Origin of the sequence: Chitinophaga sp. RAB17, assembly GCF_052114225.1 — a bacterium.
Lineage (GTDB): Bacteria > Bacteroidota > Bacteroidia > Chitinophagales > Chitinophagaceae > Chitinophaga.
In genome coordinates, this window is the sequence record NZ_JBFREI010000002.1 from 261,028 (window position 1) to 280,645 (window position 19,618).

A 19,618-nucleotide genomic window follows, 5' to 3' on the forward strand; every position below is an offset into this window, starting at 1 on the left:
GGAAATGCAGCGTAGATAATATTATGATGATCTTTGCTGCATTTCCTAAAAGCTAAAAGCTAATGGCTAACAGCTGTTTCACCATCTCTCTTCATCATCGGGCAGGTTATCCTGTTTATAGGTGGCCCGGGAAGTGATTTTTTGCAGTTGCCTTTCGATGATCAGCGCAGCAATAGGTTTATACGGATCTGCCCCGGTAGCTACTGCGTTTTCCAATATCTGTTTTACACGATCTTCTGATACATCCGTCCGGTACAGGAGAAATATAAACTGCTGAAAGTTTTCACTGATCAGTATTTCCAGCTTCCTAGCCAGTATTTCTTCCAGTAACTCGTAACTAACATTAGCGGGTACACTTATGTCAAAGTGTTCCTGCGCCCATGTTGCTGCTTCCTGCAGGTATAGTGCTGGCAATGCAGTCATTATTTCATTTGTTTTATTTTGTAAGAAGCGTTGGTGACTACTTTTACGGGCACTTTCAGGTCATGTTTAATGCGTTTGGCCTTATTAGCTTTGTAGGTATAATCACCGGACATATCTGTGTTTTGTACACAGATGCTGGGAAATCCGCTGCTGCGGTTCACCAGGTAGTTGGAAGAAGTAGTTCCCTGGATTTCTGCGGTGGCTTTAATACCATCTTCCAGGGTCAGCATTTGTACTTTATCTGTTTTTATTTTGGAGGTACCACCAATTTTCGCTGTTTGTGCGTCCCAGGTTTGCAGGTTCCAGTAAAGGTCTATACTGCCTACCAGGCCCCCACGTAAAGGCACATTTTCTTCCCATTGGGTGCCGGTTTTAATGCCGTGTGCAGGGTACATGATCAGGAGTTGTTCCAGCCAGCTTTGGAAGGCAGTGGTGCCAAACTGGTCTTTCATCAATTTTTTATAGGCTTCCTGCTCATCTTTCTTCAGTGCGCTGAAAGCATTGCTGGCGTTATCCAGGATATTGTCGAGGCCTTCTACTTTATTAATGATACCGGTTGTCTGTATTTCAACGGTAAAGGGCTGATCCAGTACTTTATTAAGTCCTGCCTGGAAAGGCTCCTCCGTTTTTGTCACCCTGGCATCCACAAAGATGTTCTGGTTTTTAGCGTTGAAGTTGAATTTCAGATCTTTATATCGGAAGGTGAGTGTGGTTTTGCCAGGTTGTACATCTGTTACTTCCATGGTAATGATATTGTTGTAATCACGGGTAGTACGTTGTACAATTTCGTTGACCGTCATATAGGTTTCACTTCTGCTTTTCTGCTCCAGTTCAAACAACTCTCCTTTATGAAAGGTATAGGTGAGGGCTACATATTCCTGTGCTTTAGCGGATAAAGCCAGTGTTACTACCATCGTAATCAGTCCCAAAATTCTTTTCATTACCATTTTTTATTTGATCAAACATATTTTTCAATCACGCCCAGACCAAACAGTGCAAAATCGTACCTGGCAGGATCATCAGGGTCGAGTTTTTTCAGCTGGTGAGTGAGGGCCGCGGCTGTTTTCCAGTCAGCTTTCGCCTCCGGTATTAATCCCAGTCTGGCGGCAACCCTGCTTACATGTACATCCATAGGACATACCAGTTGCGAAGGTGATATGTGCTGCCAAAGCCCAAAATCCACGCCATTTTCATCTTGTCTTACCATCCAGCGTAAATACATGTTCAATCGTTTGCAGGCTGAGTTCTTAGCCGGGGTGGCAATATGCTTGCCTGTTCTCTCCGGATGTTCCAGCGCAAAAAATACCTTACGAAATCCAATCAGCGCGTTTTCCACATTATCATCCTGAGGGGTAATATGGGCGCTGAAGGCGAATTCCAGCGATGTTACGTTGGTGTAATAATGCTGGAGAAACTCAACAAAATACAGCAGATCCAAACCGTTGAATGTGCGGTGACAAAATGAAAATAACTTCATCCGGTCTTTTGCCTGATGATGACGGATAAAGTCATAAGGTGAATCATCCATCATCTTCATCAGTTCTGTGCATTTATTGATAATGCTGGTACGGTTTCCCCAGGCCAATATGGCCGCGAAGAGACCGGATATTTCAATATCCTGCAATACACTGAAACGGTGCGGTATGCAAATAGGATCGTTTGCAATAAAGTCCGGGTGATTGTAATACGCCGCCTTTGCATCCAAAAACTCCCTTAGTTTCTCGATTTTCATAAGTTAAATCACGTGTATCACCACAAGCCTTTTTATATCAGCGGTCACTTTTGATATAAAAAGGCTCTGGATATGGTTAGGGTAAATATTTACACTTTGGTAAAGATAATTTTTACCAGATAAGAATTAAAATCTATTACTTAGCCGATAGCTTTATTCAGATCGGCTGTCAGGTCGCTTACATCCTCGATACCTACGCTTAACCGGATGAGGGAATCCACTAATCCGTTTTGGACTCTTTCTGCGCGGGGAATAGAGGCGTGAGTCATGCTGGCAGGGTGTCCTATGAGTGATTCTACCCCACCTAATGACTCGGCCAGTGCAAACAGGTGTGTATTGCTCAGAATCCGGTTGGCGGCTTCCAGGCTGTCATCTTTGAGGGTAAAGGACATCATGCCTCCAAAGCCACGCATCTGCTGTTTGGCAATATCATGGTTGGGATGGTCTGTAAAGCCAGGCCAGTATACTTTGTCTACTTTAGGATGATCGCGGAGGAAATTGGCCACTACTACCCCATTTTCACAATGCCGTTGCATCCGTACATGCAGGGTTTTAATACCGCGGAGTACCAGGAAGCAGTCTTGCGGGCCAGGAACGGCGCCGCAACTGTTTTGTATAAAATACAGCCGTTGGGCCAGGTCTTCATTTTTTACAATCACCACGCCATGTACCACGTCACTATGGCCTCCGAGGTATTTGGTAGCCGAATGCAGTACGATATCGGCACCCAGGTCCAGCGGATTTTGCAGGTAAGGTGATGCAAAGGTGTTATCCACGCAAAGCATGATTTCATTTTTCCTGGCTATTTGTGCGCAGGCAGCAATATCAATGATCCTTAACAAGGGATTGGTAGGCGTTTCCAGCCAAATCATTTTTGTCTGGGGGGTTACATGGGCCTCTATGTTCCTGGCATCAGCCATATCAATAAAGGTGAACTTGATGCCATAACGCTCAAATACCTTGGTAAAAATGCGATAGGTGCCTCCATAGAGGTCGTTGGTAGCAATGACTTCATCACCAGGATTCAGGAGCTTCATCACACCGTCTGTAGCTGCCAGCCCACTTCCAAAGGAAATACCATGTGTGCCGTTTTCAATAGCTGCCAATGCGTTCTGCAGTGCATCACGGGTGGGGTTTTGCGTCCGGGCATACTCGTAGCCTTTATGGACCCCTGGCGCACTTTGTACATAAGTAGAAGTTTGAAAAATTGGTGTCATAATAGCGCCGGTAGATGGATCGGGAGCTACACCTGCGTGTATGAGTTTAGTACCCAGCTTCATGTCTTAAATGTTTAAAAATGAGTAATTTCTGGTGGTTTTCAAATATACTCCAGTTTTTGCGATTGAACAGCCCCCAAATGATGAGAGGAATACTTGTCCATTTTAGTTAATATTAAGATATGATCGCATAAAATACCACGGTTACGAACATTTTTATATCGTTCACCAATTCACCACTAACGGTTAAGTATAATCGGACTAAATTCGTTTTAGGTTTTTCATAGGATATGGTTAAAATTCTTAAGGCGGTATTCTTACCGCTTTTTCCTTTTTAAAGAAGTGCTGTTTACAGCATCCACATAAAAGCCGAAGAGGCGAAGTAATAAGTGGTTATCCGCTTATTACTTCGCCTCTTCGGCTTTATTATTTCAGGTAGATATTATTTCTTTTTGGTGGAAGCTATCGCATCAGACCATTTGATAGGTAAGCTCACACTTACCTTGTCCCAGGCGATGATCAGGTTAGCACCAGGATCCCCTTTTTCAAATACCATCGTAAACGCTTCTACTGCAGTATCCAGTGTTACCACCGGCAGCGCAGTTCTTACCACGTCTTTTTTCTGATCGTACTTAAAGGCGCCCCATATATCAGTGTCTTTATTCAGGATGATGGTCCAGGTTTTTTCTGTTGGGATGGCATACAGTGTATAACGTCCTTTCGGAATATTTTTACCAGCAATGGTTACCGGGCGGAAAAATTCGATTTCAGTGGCTTCGTTGGCTCCTAAACGCCATATTTTGCCATATTCTTCCAGGTTACCAAATATGTCCCTGCCTTTGGTTTGTGGGCGACTGTATATTACCCGGGCTACCAATGCACCAGGTTCACCTTTTACTTTCACTACGTAAGGGTACATTACAGGGTAATAGGCCATATCCATAGGGCTGGCATCAAGTGGCGGCAATTTTTTGTCCTGTGCGCCAGCGGTCAAACTGAGCATGCCTGCTATAAAGGCAAAAAGGAGAACTTTTTTCATCATCCTGGAAAGCTTTATTTCTTTTAAATGTAATTGGCGGCAAACCTACCCATTTTTAAGGAATCAGAAAAGAGGATACGCTGCTTTTAACAAGCTGTTAGCGGTTTTCCATCTGAAGCAGATTTTCCACATATGTCTGAAGTTCGGGAAAAAATTCCTGGTAACAGATTTTCAGCGCGGAATAATGCTCCATGAAAACTGCAAACACCACATTACCATCTGTTTCGAGATATCTCGCCCGGCGGGCTACCCCCCTGATGGCACTGGAAATACCTTCTGTAGTATGATAGTTATATAACCAGTTATAGGCCTGCATGTATTCAAACATCTTCAGGAAGTCCGGTGGTAGCTGCGCTGCCCGCTGTTTCACTTCACTATAAACGTAACGGGCAAACGAATAAAGTGAATCATTAGTAAAGCGCTCAGGGTCAGCAGCTAAGAAATGATCGTACACAAGATCTGTAAACACACCGCTATATAGACCGCAGGAAGGCCTGAAAAAAAGTTTAGCCCTGCCCGTTACAGGATGCTGGTCGGTAAAAGTATCGATAGCCCGGTGAATACGAATGCCTTGCTGGATCCCCTCATCAAAGGCAGCCATGTTTTTCCTGCCCTTTACAAAATCAGCAATCAGATTGCCGGTGATCAGCTCAGGTTGCCGGAAAGATAAATAAGCATGGGCCAGGTGGTTCATGGCCTCAAGTTACGTATTTATGCTAAATGGCTTTATCTGTATCGTTATGCTATCTGTGGCCTGGGGGCATAGGATTGTAATGCTATCAACGCTTTTTCGGTGTCCAATACACTCATCATCATTTTTTCACCGTTCATCAGTTCCAGGAGCAATCCTTTTTTACGGCTGGTAATATAACCTTTACCATATTCGGGGCTGCTGCGGACAGGCCAGCCACTGAAATCCTTTTTGAGATCAAATTCTATGATAGTGGCGGATTTGATCTGTGACCAGTCGTAATGTACAGACTGGAAGCTCCAGGAAAGGTACCGGAAGGAAATCCCACTTTCATCTATACGCACCTTTAGGCAAAATACCGCCCAAATGTAGCCCAGTAGCAAGGTTTCGGAGATGGTTGCTATCCAGAACACAGAGAACAGCAAGTTATCTGTTTGCCAGATATCACCATAGTGGAGCCTGTAATAGATGGAAAAGATAGACGGGAAGAGCAAAAAGATCCAGGTACTAACGGGATTACTATATTCTGAAAAGGCTTTTTTCATGTTCAGGGCTTAGGTATGAAGGGTTTACCGTTTATGGAGGGCATTTTCACACGTTCTATCAAAATATCACATTTCTTTTAAAACCTTATCCATTTTAACAATTTCTTAACTCTCGTCGATGCAACATTGGCAAGTTGGCACCAACAAACAGGCTATGGCTGCTCTGTATCCCCGTATGTCCGCCACCGGTCAGGCGGACGTTCATTAACGGATACTCCAAATTATCAAGTGCTTCCATCAGTAAAGTATGCCTTGACCACTGCCCACTTCCCAACGTAGCTTTGACCTATCGAAACAACAAAAACGAAAAAAATTACAAACACCATAAAATTTTTCCGCCATGAAAAAAATTATTTTCTTAGTAAGCGCTGCACTTTTACTCAGTGTCAATGTGCTTCTTGCAAGCCCTTATGAAACTACTGCTAACACTAAAATTAACAGTACGTTTAATGAATCTTTTACCGGAGCTACCGATGTTAAATGGTATACCGATGATAACAAAACGTTTACCGCCAAGTTTACCCTGAGTAATACCAAGGTAACCGCCTTTTTCAAAGAAGATGGCACCTTGCTGGCTACCTCCCGCTATCTCCTGGCAGAACAGTTGCCACTGAAAGTAACCGGTAAACTGAATAAGAAATATCCCGGTACCAGCATCTACTGCGTAGTAGAATATACTTCCGGCGAAAACGTAGTATATTTTGTAACATTAGAAAGTACAGACACCTGGACAGTTATCAAAACCGATGCGGATGCTAATATGAAAGTATACAGCCGCCTGAAGAAAGCTTAGTTTTAGTAGTGTTAAAAATACAGGGCTCATGGTATTTACCATGGGCTCTTTTGTTTTATTCCACCGCCCCGTTCCCCCTCCAAAAATTATCTTAACTTTGCCACCTGTTAAGGCTTTATTAGCCAGACTGTTAATGTATAAATGATTAAATGACATGAACAAGGGACCCGTTTCTCAATTTATCCAGCACCATTACCGCCACTTTAATGCAGCTGCATTGGTGGATGCTGCCAAAGGATATGAAACACATTTGCTGGAAGGCGGTAAAATGATGGTGACATTGGCCGGTGCGATGAGTACGGCTGAACTGGGCATTTCTTTCGCAGAAATGATCCGTCAGGGTAAAGTGGATATCATTTCCTGTACCGGTGCAAACCTGGAAGAAGATATCATGAACCTGGTAGCACATACACACTATAAAAGAGTGCCTAACTACCGCGATCTGAGCCCACAGGAAGAATGGGATCTGCTGGAACAGGGTTTCAACCGTGTAACGGATACCTGTATCCCGGAAGAAGAAGCTTTCCGTCGTATCCAGAAACATATCCACAAAATATGGAAGGAAGCGGAAGAAAGTGGTGAGCGCTACTTCCCGCACGAATACATGTACAAACTGCTGCTGAGCGGCGTAATGAAAGAACATTACGAAATTGATCCAAAGAATAGCTGGATGATCGCCGCCGCAGAAATGAATATTCCTATCATCGTTCCAGGATGGGAAGACAGCACCATGGGTAATATCTTCGCTTCTTACTGCATCAAAGGTGAACTGAAAACGTCTACCATGAAAAGCGGTATCGAATATATGATCTACCTGTCTGAGTGGTACCGTGCAAACTCTTCTGGTAAAGGCGTTGGCTTCTTCCAGATTGGTGGTGGTATTGCGGGTGACTTCCCGATTTGTGTAGTACCGATGATGTACCAGGATCTGGAATGGACGGATGTACCTTTCTGGGGTTACTTCTGCCAGATATCAGATTCCACTACCTCTTACGGTTCCTATTCCGGTGCCGTTCCTAACGAAAAAATTACCTGGGGTAAACTCGATATCCATACGCCTAAGTTTATCGTAGAATCAGATGCTACTATCGTAGCACCGCTGATGTTTGCGTATATCCTGGGATGGTAAATACAGCTTTTAGCCATTAGCTTTTAGCTTTTAGAAAAAATGCAGCGGAGACTATCTTCGCTGCATTTTTTCTAAAAGCTAAAAGCTAATGGCTAAAAGCTAAATAAATAGTTCTGCTGCTATTCCATCCGCAAATAATCTTCCTGCTTTAGTAAGCCGTAATGTTTCTCCTGCCCGTTCCATATGTTTCATCACTATAAAGGGCTGGCTATGTGCAATCAGGTGAGTGGTCAGGGCAGTGCCGAATTTTTCGGCGACCCATTCCAGGTTACAGCCGGCAGCCGTACGCAGGGCCGTCATTATGTATTCATTGAATTGCATGGCCGTAGTCAGTGATTCTATTTCAAAAGGAATTTTACCCTTGGTGATACGGTCGATGTATTGTGTATTGTTGGCAATGTTCCATTGCCTGGATACGCCGTTAAAGGAGTGGGCGGATGGCCCCAGGCCCAGGTAGGATCTGCCCTGCCAGTAGCTGCTGTTATGCCTGGAATGCCATCCTGGCAAAGCGAAGTTGGAGATTTCATAATGCTCATAACCGGCTGCTCCCAGTAATTCCATCAGCATTTCGAAGTGCAGAGCGGCCTTATCAGGGTCGGTGGCGGCCATCTTCTTTTTCTTAATAAAGTGATCCAGTGCCGTACCCGGTTCTACGGTGAGGGCATAACAGGATAAGTGGGGAACACCCAGGGCAATGGCTTGTTGCACGTTTTGTTCCCAGCCTTCATCTGTGAGTGTGGGACCACCGTATATAAGATCAATTGTGATGTTATGAAAGCCCAGGTCCTGTGCCTGCCGCACACAATCCAGCGCCTGTTGGCTGTTATGTGCCCGGTTCATCCAGGTGAGGTCTGCTTCATGAAAGGACTGTACCCCAATACTCAACCGGTTGATGCCCGCTGCTTTGAGCATGGTCAGTTTTTCAATACTAAGATCATCGGGATTGGCTTCCAGTGTTATTTCAGCATCTTCGGCTACCGGAAAAGTAGCACGTAAATGCGTCAGCAATGCCTCTAGCTCTTCAGCCTGCAGCAGGCTTGGCGTACCACCACCAAAATAAATGGTGTGTACCGGCGCTCCGGCCAGGTAATCTTTTTGCAGGGTGATTTCCTGCAACAAACTTTTTACCATTGCTCCCTGCTTTGAAACGGAAGTGGAAAAGTGGAAGTTGCAGTAGTAACAGGCCTGTTTACAAAAAGGAATATGTAAATAAATTCCGGACATGCGCGTTTTATAGTGGTCTGCCATTGCCGTTTTACGGGTCAACTATGGACTATTTTAATATCTTTGCAACGTCAAAATTACGTTTCAGTTTTGTTATGTGAACAGGACAACGTTAATTGCTGCTGTTTCCTTTGTGCGTGAAAGGGACGTTATTATTGAAAAACCGATTTTAAAGTCATTGCAAAATATTTTCCTGGTGCGAAACTGGTTATTGCTGTTATTCATTTTCAGTTATTTGCCGATACTGGCGCAAACAACAGATTCCGCTGCTGTGAAGGCGCCGGTAGTAAAGAAAAAGCCGGTGATCACCCATTCGGCTGGCGATTCATCGCGTCCGAAGGTGCGTACCGCGCCTGTGAAAAGAGATTCCTCAAGGGTTAGCCATGTTAAAAAAGACAGTACCCGGGCCATTTCTCCGTTAATCGCACGCGCTAAAAAAGATACCACACGTTCAGGGATAGATACTGCTCAGTATAAAACGGATAGTCTGACTGTGGCGGCAGTGCCTAAGGTGAAGGTTCCATCGCCCTATGATCTGTACATGAAGAAAATAGCGGAAGAAAATATCTTTTTAAAACCTGGCAGACCCAGGTTTGTGGACACCAACCCGGTGCGGCCCTACCGTAATATGGACTGGCTCATTTATTTAATGGCGGGCGTATTGCTGGTGTTGAGCCTGATCCGCCTGTTTTATCATAAGTATTTCTCTGATCTTTTCAGGGCTTTTCTGAATCCTACCCTCAGCCAGCGGCAGTTGAAGGATCAGTTGTCACAGTCGCCTTTTCCCAATATGTTGCTGAATATTTTCTTCGCGATTGTGCTGGGATTGTATTTCTACCTGGTATTGTACCGTCAGCAGGTATTCCCTCAGGCAGAGCCCTGGTTGCTGATTCCTGGTTTGATTGTGCTGGTAGCGGTGGTGTATGGATTTAAATATACGATGCTGCGCTTTTGCGGCTGGTTATTTGGCAATACGGAGCTGGCCGATGCTTACATTTTCATCTTATATCTGATCAATAAGATTTTAGGGGTGTTATTGGTGCCTTTTCTGGTGATAATAGCCTTCTGTACCCCTGAAATTGCCCGTACTTTCTTGTATATATCGTTATTTTTTATTGTATTACTCATTATATACAGGTACATTAGATCTTATTCATTGGTTAAGCAATACCTATCTTTCAGTAAATTGCATTTTTTTCTTTACCTTTGCGCATTCGAAGTAGCGCCTGTTTTAATATTAACCAAGGTGCTGCAGAATATCTGGTTAACTGGTAATCCCTGATTATCGCCTATTGTTAACACAAGAGCAAAAAACGTATGATAAAAGGCGGGCCAAAAAAAGATTTGCAAGGTAAACAAATTCAGTCAATCCTAATTTCTCAACCTAAGCCTGAAACAGAAAAGTCGCCTTACTTTGATCTGGCCAAAAAGTTCAATATCAAATTGGATTTTTTTCCGTTCATTAGGGTGGAAGGTTTGCCAGCGAAGGAGTTCAGAAAACAGAAAATCGACATTCTTAGCTTTACGGCAGTGATTTTCACCAGTCGTAATTCGGTAGACCACTTTTTCCGGATCTGTGAGGAAATGAAGGTGAAAGTGTCGCAGGACTGCAAATACTTTTGTATTACAGAAGCTGTAGCGTTGTACCTGCAGAAATTCATTCTCTATCGTAAGCGGAAGGTATTCTATGGCGCGGATGGTTCAACCAAAGGGGTACTGGAGGTAATGAACAAGCACCGGGATAATGAAAAATTCCTGTTCCCAAGCTCAGATAGCCAGAAGAAAGATATTGAAGAGTGGTTAAAAGCGAACAAGTGTGAATATGCTACTGCTACCCTTTACAAAACCGTTTCTACCGATGTAAAGGAAGTGTTGGCTGCTACTACTTACGACATGATCGTGTTTTTCAGCCCTTCAGGTGTAAAATCGCTGTTTGAAAACATGCCGGGGTTTGAGCAGAATGGTACCCATATCGGTGCATTCGGACCAACTACCTCTGCAGCTGTTGAAGAAGCAGGATTACGACTGGATGTAAAAGCACCGCTTCCACAGGCGCCTTCAATGGCAGCCGCGCTGGAACAGTATCTTACAACATTAATAAAAAAGTAAGCAGTCCTTCTGTCCATAAAATTTAGCAGGGATGGCATCATGCCATCCCTGTTTTTGTTACTGCAACGGTGGTGCAGGATTCAGGGAAATACGCGCCCAGCAACTGTTTCCCGCTACATCTTTCCAACAGCCTATTGCTAACGGCTACCAGTTCAAAAAATATTTCTTTGTAATCCTGAAAAAATAAATTTCTTTGTAAGAGAATATTTTATCAATCAGTCTATCGTGTAACGGAATTCATGAACAAGCTTATCAGTGAAACCAGCCCGTATTTGTTGCAGCATGCGCATAATCCTGTCCATTGGTATCCTTGGGGAGAAGAGGCCTTACAACGGGCTTTGCAGGAAGATAAACCGATATTGGTAAGCATAGGATATGCTGCCTGTCATTGGTGCCATGTAATGGAACGTGAGAGTTTTGAGAATGAGGCCACTGCAGCCATCATGAACGAACACTTTATTAATATTAAAATAGACCGGGAAGAAAGGCCGGACCTGGATCATATTTATATGGATGCAGTACAGGCGATGACCGGTGCTGGTGGCTGGCCGCTGAATGTTTTTCTTACCCCGGATAAAAAACCTTTTTACGGTGGCACCTATTTTCCGCCGGTGCAGGCTTACAGCCGACCTTCATGGACAGATGTACTCCTCTCCCTTTCCGATGCATTTCATAAAAAACGGGAAGAAATAGAAACACAGGCAGATAATTTGGTGCAGCATATCAGTCAATCGGCCCAGATTGGCCAACAGTTGGGCCTGGAGTTGAATATTCCCCGGGAAGAATTGTTTACCAAAGCGCAGTGCGATACGATTTGTGAAAATATCCTCAAGCAGGCGGATACCACCTGGGGCGGTTTTGGACGCGCGCCAAAGTTCCCGCAGACCTTTACCATCGCTTATTTGCTGCGTCATCACCATGCCTGGCATCATCCGGAAGCTCTGCAACAGGCACTGTTATCGCTTGATAAGATGTTGCAGGGAGGACTTTATGATCAGTTAGGGGGCGGTTTTGCCAGGTATTCGACAGATGAAAAATGGCTGGCACCTCATTTTGAGAAGATGCTGTACGACAATGCTCTGCTGATAGACGTGCTCTGCGATGCCTATCAGCTGACCCGTAACGACGTATATGCGCAAACGATAAAAGATACACTGACTTATATTACCCGTGAAATGACTTCTCCGGAAGGGGGCTTCTATGCTGCGCTGGACGCTGATTCAGAGGGTGTGGAAGGGAAATTTTATACGTGGAGTAAAGCAGAAATACATCATATACTGGGAGAGCAGGCAATACCTTTCTGCGAGTATTATGATGTTAGCGAGCATGGCAACTGGGAAGAACAAAATATATTGTGGGTACAAGAGCCGTTGTTGCAGTTTGCCGCTGAGAAAGGATATGATGCGGCTATATTGGGTGCGATGCTGAAGGGATGTCGCGAAAAGCTGCTGGCAGTGCGGGCAAACAGGATCCGTCCCGGATTGGATGATAAAATTCTGCTGGGATGGAATGCGATGATGGTGCATGCCTGTTGCAAAGCTTATGGTGCACTGGGGATAGAAGAATACCGGCAGATGGCCATCCGCAATATGGATTTCTGCCTGGCTAATTTCCGTCAAACTGAAGGAGGACAAGCTTTTTATCATACCTGGAAGAATAATCAGGCGAAGTATCCGGCCTTCCTGGACGATTATGCATGTTTGGTCAGTGCGCTGATTGCTTTGCAGGAAATCACCGGTAATATTGTTTATCTGTATCAGGCACGGGATATTGCCACGTTTGTGACCACGCATTTCAGTGATGAAAATCAGCTGTTTTTTTACTATACCATTGAGGGTCAGGATGATGTGATTGTGCGTAAGAAGGAAATTTATGATGGAGCTGTGCCAAGTGGGAATGCTGTAATGATTCAAAACCTTTGGTACCTCTCTGTTGTTTTTGATCATAAGCAATGGGCCGACAGATGTATAGCGGCTGTTTCCAGCCTTTCGCAAACGGTGGTACGCTATCCAACCTCATTTGGCGTGTGGGCGAGCCAGTTATTACAATTTGTAAAAGGCACCCCGGAACTGGCGGTAGTAGGAAAAGATTTTATGGAAAGAATGCAGGAAACCCAAAAATGGTTTATTCCGTATAGAATATTGGTAGGCGCAGAAAAAAATATTTCTGATATTCCGCTCCTGACGGATCGGGAGAAGGAAAATGAAACTTTGGTGTATTTATGCAAAGATTATCATTGCATTAAGCCAGTATATTATATAGAAGAAATTATTAATTTAATATAATAATTATGTAACTTGCCCCTTATAAGGGGGGCCGGCGATTCAATAAATGTTATTACGTTAATATAATAAAATGTTAAAAGCAGCGTTTAAACTAGTTACAGAACGGTTGTAAGTGGGATTGAAAAAGTTGTATAAAAAGTCACTACGGATTAAAATTAATTATTACATTTGCTATCTTTCATATAAACAAAGCGGGTGAAATATGAGAAATGTGTTCCCTTGTATACAGGCAAATCACACCAGGCTGGTTAATAGAAAAAACATATTCTGATGAAAGCTACCCTTATGAAGCTTAACTATGTAAAAGGTCTGTTGGCAGTTTTGCTGGTTTCCCTGCTGGCCAGCTGTGGCGGTAGTAAAACCCCTAAAAATGCACAAGGGCAATTGATCGGCGTAAGTCCGAGACCAAAGTACACTCCCCCTGTACCTTATGGCATGGTATATATACCTGCCGGAACTTTTCACATGGGTCCCAGTGATGAGGATGTAAACTATGCATTCACTGCGCGTAACAAGGCAATTTCCATTTCCGGTTTCTACATGGATGCCACGGAAATTACCAATAACGAGTATCGCCAGTTTGTGCAATGGGTACAGGATTCCATCGCGCATATACTGCTGGGGCACGTAAAATCCGATGACGGCCATGATGTAATCGACTGGAAACAGAAGATTACCTGGAAGGACAAAGGAACCTGGGAAAAACTGGATGCTATGGTGTATTCCGAGGCAGACAGGTTATATGGTCGCAAGGATATTGATGTAGGTAAACTGATTTACCATCAGGAAACATTCAACTGGGACAAAGCCAAGTTGAGAGAGAACACTGGTAAGCCACGTTCTACATTTATTGTAAAGAAAGATGTGCCCATTTATCCGGATACACTTTGCTGGATCAGGGATTTCTCTTACGCCTACAACGAGCCGATGACACGTATGTACTTCTGGCATCCGGCGTTTGACAACTATCCGGTAGTAGGTGTAAACTGGCATCAGGCCACCGCTTTCTGCGAATGGAGAAGTAAATTCTGGGAAGACTACCGCCTCAGCAAGAAGCTGTTTACGGAAGATAAATTCCAGTTGCCTTCTGAAGCACAGTGGGAATATGCAGCCCGCGGCGGAAGAGAGCAAACACCATACCCATGGGGTGGTTACTATATCCGTAACAAAAAAGGATGCTTACTCGCCAACTTCAAACCTGGCCGTGGTAACTATCCGGAAGATGGTGGATTTTATACTGTTCGTGCAGATGCTTACTGGCCTAACGATTACGGATTATACAATATGTCCGGTAACGTAGCCGAGTGGACAGCGGATATCTTTTATGAAAATGCCTACTCATTCACTTCTGATATGAACCCTTATTTGAGAATGGATGTACCAGATGATGCACCATTGAAAATGAAGCGTAAAGCCATCAGAGGCGGATCATGGAAAGACGTAGGTTATTTCCTCCAAACAGGAACCAGGACATATGAATATCAGGACAGTTCTAAATCATATGTAGGTTTCAGATGTACCATTGCCCTGAGTAGAAGAGCCAAACACAGATAGTAAAAACCAAATCAGTAATAGCCTGTATTAATATAACTACCAAAGAAACCTTTGTATTATGTACACTATTATCAGCAAATCAGTGAGAATTAACTATTCCATACAGACTTTAACTATTAACACTTTAACCAGTAAATTTTAACCTATGGCTATGAATCCTAACAAAGCTAAATGGCTGAACTTTTTCGTATGTATTGCGGCTTCCGTAGTAATTATCGGAGCATTATTTAAACTGCAACACTGGCGGGGAGCTGATATCGCTTTGATCTTAGGTTTGAGCACAGAAGCGCTTATCTTCTTTGTATACGCTTTCGTGCCTGATTCCAGTGCACATACTGAAGGACAAGTAGTGGCAGTTGCCGGCAGTCCTGCAGTAGCTGGCCTGGATAAAATGCTCCAGGAAGCAGACATCACTCCTGCTAACCTGCAACGTTTAAGCGAAAACTTCCAGAAACTGGGTACTACTGTTGACAAAATGAGAGACATCAGCGATGTGGTAGCAGCCACCGGTGATTACACTCAGAAAACAAGAGAAGCTGCCAGCGCTATTGGTAATGTAGCTAACGCTTACACTACTGCTGCTGCTGCCGTATCTTCTTTCAACAGTGCATCAGAATCTACCAAAGATTTCCACGTACAGATGCAGGGCATGACTAAAAATCTGGCTTCCCTCAATGCTATCTACGAACTGGAACTCCAGGACACCAACAACCACCTGAAAGCAATGAACTCATTCTACAGCAACCTGCAGAATGCTTCTTCCGCTATGAGTGGCAGCATTGAAGATGCTAAGAAAACACAAGAACAAATTTCCCTGCTCGCTAAAAACCTCAGCAACCTGAATTCAATTTATGGTAACATGCTGAGCGCAATGCACGGAGGACGATAAGGTATAGCTAATAGTTTTTGAATTAACACATATCAATTAAATCTGAAAACAAACTATGGCACTACCTAAAGATCCTAGGCAGAAGATGATCAACATCATGTACCTGGTCTTGACGGCCATGCTCGCGTTGAACGTCTCAGCCGAAATATTGAACGCATTTAGTATCGTAAATAACTCAATTAATACTTCCAATAAAACAGTAGCAGATAAAAACGATTTCATTTACAAACAGTTTGAGGCACAAATGAAGGACAACGCTGGAAAAACAGCTCCTTACAAAGCCAAAGCAGAAGAAGTAAAGAAATTATCTGCCAGCATGTATGACTACGTACAATCCTTAAAAGAAACCATTATCACTGAAAGCGGTGGTAAAGATGAACATGGTGAAATTAAGGACAAAGCTGGTCTGGATGCCCCTACAAGGGTGATGGAGAATAATAGAAAAGGACCTGAGCTGGAAGGCAAGCTGACAGAGCTGCGTGCAAAACTCCTCTCCTATGTTGACGATCCTAAAGCTAAAGCACAGATCGAAAAAACTTTACCACTGAAAATAGAAGTAGGTAAATCCAACGATGATCATGGTGGCGGTCCTAAAACCTGGACTACCTACCACTTCAACATGGTGCCTACCATTGCAGCAGTAACCATCCTGGGTAAATTCCAGAATGATATCAGGAACTCTGAATCTGCTGTGATTGATTATCTCTTCAGTCGTATTGAAGCAAACACTTTCAAGTTTGATAAAGTAAGACCTTTCATTTCACTGAATTCCAAAAACCTGATGGAAGGACAAACCTTAACTGCCAACATCGCAGTAGGTGCCTACAGCACTACGGTAAATCCAACTATCGTTGTAAATGGTCAAACCATTGAAGCACACGAAGGTTTAGGAACACTTACTATTCCTGCTTCCGGAATTGGCGAAAAAACTATCTCCGGTACTATTACCTTACCCAGTCCTTCTGGTGGCGCTCCTGAATCCTATCCCTTTACAGAAACTTATAATGTAGGTGCTTCTGCTACCTCCATCTCCGCCGACAAAATGAACGTGCTGTATATCGGTTTGCAGAATCCAATTTCGATCTCTGCTGCAGGTGTACCTGCCGAACAAGTGTCTGCCTCCATTAGTGGTGGTAACATGACTAAACGCGGTTCAGGCGAATATATCGTTACAGTAAGTCAGCCAGGTAAAGCAGTAATTAACGTAGTAGCCAACATCGATGGTAAAACCAAATCACTCGGTCAGAAGGAATTCCGTGTAAAACGTGTTCCTGATCCGGTACTGAAAGTAGGTGTTAACAAAGGTGGTAGCATGAAAGCTGCAGACTTTAAAGTTCAGGGCGGTTTACGCGCTGATTTGGAAGACTTCGAATTTGAAGGTGTGAAATATGAAGTAATCGGTTATCGGGTAGGTATCTCTGCAAAAGGCAAGGAATACCAGGAAGGTGATGCTACTTCCGCTTATTTCCCAGGCAACGTAGCGGGATCTATCCGCTCTTTGCGCCCAGGTGATGAAGTATTTTTTGAGAATGTGAAAGTGAAAGGCCCGGATAACATTGTTCGTTCGATGCCGAGTACTATATTTAAATTAAACTAACGGTCAATTAATTACTGAATTATGCGAGCAGTAATATTTAACAGAATAGGTTGGTGCACTCTTTTGCTGGTGATGCTGGCAACAGCTGCTGATGCGCAACGCCGCGGCGGTACAACCCGCCGTAGAACTGCTAACACAGCTGCGCCTACACCAGATGCCTCAGTAGTAAACCCGGCAACCGGGAATGCTGTTACGCCTCCGGCTGCTCCTCCTGCTTCTCAACGTCCGGATGGTATTACCTCCCCGGTGGTGGATACTCCCCGCAAATCATTACGTATTGATGGTGTGGTGGAAAGAAACCTTGCAAGAGAACGCACGCCAATTGCCTATGACTACATCCGTGAGGACGACAGATTCTGGGAAAAACGCGTATGGCAGGTAATCGACATCAGAGAGAAAATAAACCTCCCCTTCCAATACAACGTGGAAGATGAGACCGGCACCAATCAGCTGTTTATAAATATTCTGCTGGACGCACTCAAGAATAAAGAGGTAGAAGCTTTCAGCCCTATCGATGACCGCTTTACCACTGTTATGCCCTTCGCTGAAATCCAGAATAAACTCAGCGGTGAAGAAAGAACAGTACGTAGTATAGATCCGGTAACCGGTGAAGAAAAAATGGTGACTACCCGCGATGACTTCGATCCTCGTACCATCAAACAGTACAAGATCAAAGAAGTTTGGGTATTCGACAAAGAAGCTTCTGTCCTGAAAGTTCGTATACTGGGTATTGCTCCTATGGTATCCCGTATAAATGAAGACGGCTCTATCCGTGCCTCCATTCCTTTATTCTGGGTATATTATCCTGACTGCCGCGGTATCCTGGCCAAACACGATGTGTACAACCAGAATAACGATGCATCTACTATCAGCTGGGAAGACCTTTTTGAAATGCGCTTCTTCGGTAGCTACATAGTAAAGGAAAATAATACCTACAACCGCGAGATCAAGGACTACATTAAAGATGGTACCATGCGCCTCCTCGAAGGACAAGCCATTCACGACCGTATCTTTAATAAAGAGCAGGACCTCTGGCAATACTAGCATAAAGCCACTAGCTTTTAACATAAAGCAAAAATGCAGCGGAGACCATAACAGGTCCTTCGCTGCATTTTTGCTTTATGCTTTTCGCTGTTTTTCATATCTTTCAGTATGCACCTTGAGCTTTTACGTAAAACCGCTTTCCAGATTATGCCACTCCCCGATCCAGAATGGGAGGCGCTTGCTGCCGTTTGGACACCGGTGCAGTATAAACGAAAAGAAGTAATGACAGTAGCGGGTGAAGTAGAAAAATATCTCTACTTCGTTACTGCAGGCGTACAAAGAGTTTTTAACCTGGACGGTGATAAAGAATCTACCCTCCTCTTTACTTATACTGGTTCATTTTCTGGTGTAATGGATTCCTTCCAGCTACAACGCCCGTCTCCCTGGTACCTGGAAACATTAACACATAGTGAATTGCTGCGAATGAGTTACACCGATTTTACCCGCCTGATACTGGAATTTCCGCTGATAGAAAGATGGGTGAGATTAGGAACAGTAGCTGCATTAGCCGGTGTTATGGAACGACACCTGGAATTGCTGTCTTTTACTGCCGAACAAAAATTCAGGAAATTATTAACTCGCAGCCCTCATGTATTACAACTGATTCCACATAAATATCTCGCTTCCTATCTCGGCTTGGATCCCGCCACATTCAGTAAATTACTGAGCACCGTAAAACTATAAAATGTTGATCTGCACAAAGATTTTCTATCACAGACCATCCTAATTTTGCGCTAAATATGGATGTCATGAACCCGGTTAAAAGTAATGAACTGTTGCAGGGGTTGCGTAAACAAATCGTAGCCATACAATATAAAGCAGCCAATCGCTTTGGTGAAAGTACAGATGAGATGTTACAACATTTTCCGGCGCCGGGCAAATGGAGTGCTGTGCAATGCCTGGAGCACCTGAATACGTACGGTAGGTACTATCTGCCGCAACTTGAAAATGCAATTACGTCAGCAGAGAAAAAAAATAGCCGGCCGGAAACTTCGTTTAAAAGCAGTTGGCTGGGAAGCTATTTCACCCGCCTGATGCAACCCAAAGAAGATGGGCAATTGCGCTCCCGGATGAAATCTCCCAAGGGGCATATCCCTGTTTTAAACCCGGATGTAGCCACAGTATTACAGGAGTTTATTGAGCAGCAACAGCAGTTGGTAGCATTACTGGTACGTGCAGAAAAAATAAATATCCGGCAGTATAAAGTACCCACTTCCCTGTCGCGCTTTATAAAGTTGTCAGTAGGCGATACTTTTGGTTTCCTCACCGCACATATCAACCGGCATATACTGCAGGCGGAAAGAGCGATGGCTGAACACACACCGCCGATAGCAAAAGTGGTATAAG

The 19,618-nt window shown here is 43.9% G+C and carries 20 protein-coding genes; 12 read left to right on the forward strand and 8 right to left on the reverse strand.

The features are described 5' to 3' along the window. Window positions 1–78 precede the first annotated feature (78 nt). From AB4Z08_RS07030 to AB4Z08_RS07060, 7 genes are all read right to left on the reverse strand, one after another. Window positions 79–423: a hypothetical protein gene (locus tag AB4Z08_RS07030; RefSeq protein ID WP_441573021.1), complete on the reverse strand. Its 345-nt coding sequence runs from the start codon at window positions 421–423 to the stop codon at window positions 79–81. Then, on the reverse strand, window positions 423–1,364 hold the full coding sequence (locus AB4Z08_RS07035) for a DUF6263 family protein (protein ID WP_441573022.1): 942 nt from the start codon (window positions 1,362–1,364) through the stop codon (window positions 423–425). Before AB4Z08_RS07035 ends, AB4Z08_RS07030 begins: the two co-directional genes overlap by 1 nt. Window positions 1,365–1,381: 17 nt before the next feature. Further along, a complete protein-coding gene (locus AB4Z08_RS07040; RefSeq protein WP_441573023.1) occupies window positions 1,382–2,155 on the reverse strand; it encodes a TIGR02757 family protein in 774 nt (257 codons plus the stop codon). Between the two features lie 140 nt (window positions 2,156–2,295). Next, window positions 2,296–3,435, reverse strand: a complete 1,140-nt coding sequence (locus AB4Z08_RS07045) for a cystathionine gamma-synthase (protein ID WP_441573024.1) — start codon at window positions 3,433–3,435, stop codon at window positions 2,296–2,298. Window positions 3,436–3,814: 379 nt separating this feature from the next. After that, the gene (locus tag AB4Z08_RS07050; RefSeq protein ID WP_441573025.1) at window positions 3,815–4,414 is read right to left on the reverse strand and encodes a DUF2911 domain-containing protein; all 600 of its coding nucleotides are present in this window, start codon (window positions 4,412–4,414) and stop codon (window positions 3,815–3,817) included. A gap of 94 nt (window positions 4,415–4,508) precedes the next feature. Beyond that, the gene (locus AB4Z08_RS07055) at window positions 4,509–5,105 is read right to left on the reverse strand and encodes an ACP phosphodiesterase (RefSeq protein ID WP_441573026.1); all 597 of its coding nucleotides are present in this window, start codon (window positions 5,103–5,105) and stop codon (window positions 4,509–4,511) included. Between the two features lie 44 nt (window positions 5,106–5,149). Beyond that, on the reverse strand, window positions 5,150–5,647 hold the full coding sequence (locus tag AB4Z08_RS07060) for a hypothetical protein (RefSeq protein ID WP_441573027.1): 498 nt from the start codon (window positions 5,645–5,647) through the stop codon (window positions 5,150–5,152). Between the two features lie 340 nt (window positions 5,648–5,987). Here AB4Z08_RS07060 and AB4Z08_RS07065 point away from each other — a divergent pair, with 340 nt between their 5' ends. Then, window positions 5,988–6,440 carry a hypothetical protein gene (locus AB4Z08_RS07065; RefSeq protein WP_441573028.1) on the forward strand — a complete coding sequence of 151 codons (453 nt, stop codon included), beginning with the start codon at window positions 5,988–5,990 and terminating at the stop codon, window positions 6,438–6,440. A 154-nt stretch (window positions 6,441–6,594) separates the two neighbouring features. Beyond that, the gene (locus AB4Z08_RS07070; RefSeq protein WP_133806957.1) at window positions 6,595–7,569 is read left to right on the forward strand and encodes a deoxyhypusine synthase family protein; all 975 of its coding nucleotides are present in this window, start codon (window positions 6,595–6,597) and stop codon (window positions 7,567–7,569) included. Window positions 7,570–7,668: 99 nt separating this feature from the next. On the opposite strand, the gene hemW is transcribed toward AB4Z08_RS07070, so the two are convergent. After that, window positions 7,669–8,793 carry a radical SAM family heme chaperone HemW gene (gene hemW, locus AB4Z08_RS07075; RefSeq protein WP_441573029.1) on the reverse strand — a complete coding sequence of 375 codons (1,125 nt, stop codon included), beginning with the start codon at window positions 8,791–8,793 and terminating at the stop codon, window positions 7,669–7,671. Between the two features lie 196 nt (window positions 8,794–8,989). On the opposite strand from hemW, the gene AB4Z08_RS07080 reads away from it, so the two are divergent. The 10 genes from AB4Z08_RS07080 (at window position 8,990) to AB4Z08_RS07125 (ending at window position 19,617) form a co-directional block, all read left to right on the forward strand. Next, window positions 8,990–10,075: a DUF4271 domain-containing protein gene (locus AB4Z08_RS07080; protein WP_441573030.1), complete on the forward strand. Its 1,086-nt coding sequence runs from the start codon at window positions 8,990–8,992 to the stop codon at window positions 10,073–10,075. Between the two features lie 35 nt (window positions 10,076–10,110). Continuing rightward, window positions 10,111–10,902, forward strand: a complete 792-nt coding sequence (locus AB4Z08_RS07085; protein WP_331959312.1) for a uroporphyrinogen-III synthase — start codon at window positions 10,111–10,113, stop codon at window positions 10,900–10,902. Between the two features lie 31 nt (window positions 10,903–10,933). Continuing rightward, entirely contained in the window at window positions 10,934–11,089 is a 156-nt protein-coding gene (locus AB4Z08_RS07090; RefSeq protein ID WP_441573031.1) for a hypothetical protein, read from the forward strand. A gap of 52 nt (window positions 11,090–11,141) precedes the next feature. Next, window positions 11,142–13,187 (forward strand): thioredoxin domain-containing protein, encoded by a 2,046-nt coding sequence (locus AB4Z08_RS07095; RefSeq protein ID WP_441573032.1) that lies wholly within the window; start codon window positions 11,142–11,144, stop codon window positions 13,185–13,187. Window positions 13,188–13,457: 270 nt separating this feature from the next. Continuing rightward, entirely contained in the window at window positions 13,458–14,741 is a 1,284-nt protein-coding gene (locus AB4Z08_RS07100) for an SUMF1/EgtB/PvdO family nonheme iron enzyme (protein WP_441573033.1), read from the forward strand. A 151-nt stretch (window positions 14,742–14,892) separates the two neighbouring features. Continuing rightward, complete coding sequence (gldL, locus tag AB4Z08_RS07105; RefSeq protein WP_441573034.1) at window positions 14,893–15,630, forward strand: gliding motility protein GldL; 738 nt, start codon at window positions 14,893–14,895, stop codon at window positions 15,628–15,630. A 55-nt stretch (window positions 15,631–15,685) separates the two neighbouring features. Continuing rightward, window positions 15,686–17,227, forward strand: a complete 1,542-nt coding sequence (gene gldM / locus AB4Z08_RS07110) for a gliding motility protein GldM (RefSeq protein WP_441573035.1) — start codon at window positions 15,686–15,688, stop codon at window positions 17,225–17,227. Between the two features lie 21 nt (window positions 17,228–17,248). Then, the gene (gene gldN / locus AB4Z08_RS07115; RefSeq protein WP_441573036.1) at window positions 17,249–18,271 is read left to right on the forward strand and encodes a gliding motility protein GldN; all 1,023 of its coding nucleotides are present in this window, start codon (window positions 17,249–17,251) and stop codon (window positions 18,269–18,271) included. A 108-nt stretch (window positions 18,272–18,379) separates the two neighbouring features. Next, window positions 18,380–18,955 carry a Crp/Fnr family transcriptional regulator gene (locus AB4Z08_RS07120; protein ID WP_441573037.1) on the forward strand — a complete coding sequence of 192 codons (576 nt, stop codon included), beginning with the start codon at window positions 18,380–18,382 and terminating at the stop codon, window positions 18,953–18,955. Between the two features lie 65 nt (window positions 18,956–19,020). Continuing rightward, window positions 19,021–19,617 carry a DinB family protein gene (locus AB4Z08_RS07125; RefSeq protein WP_441573038.1) on the forward strand — a complete coding sequence of 199 codons (597 nt, stop codon included), beginning with the start codon at window positions 19,021–19,023 and terminating at the stop codon, window positions 19,615–19,617. The last annotated feature ends 1 nt before the right edge of the window (window position 19,618 follow it).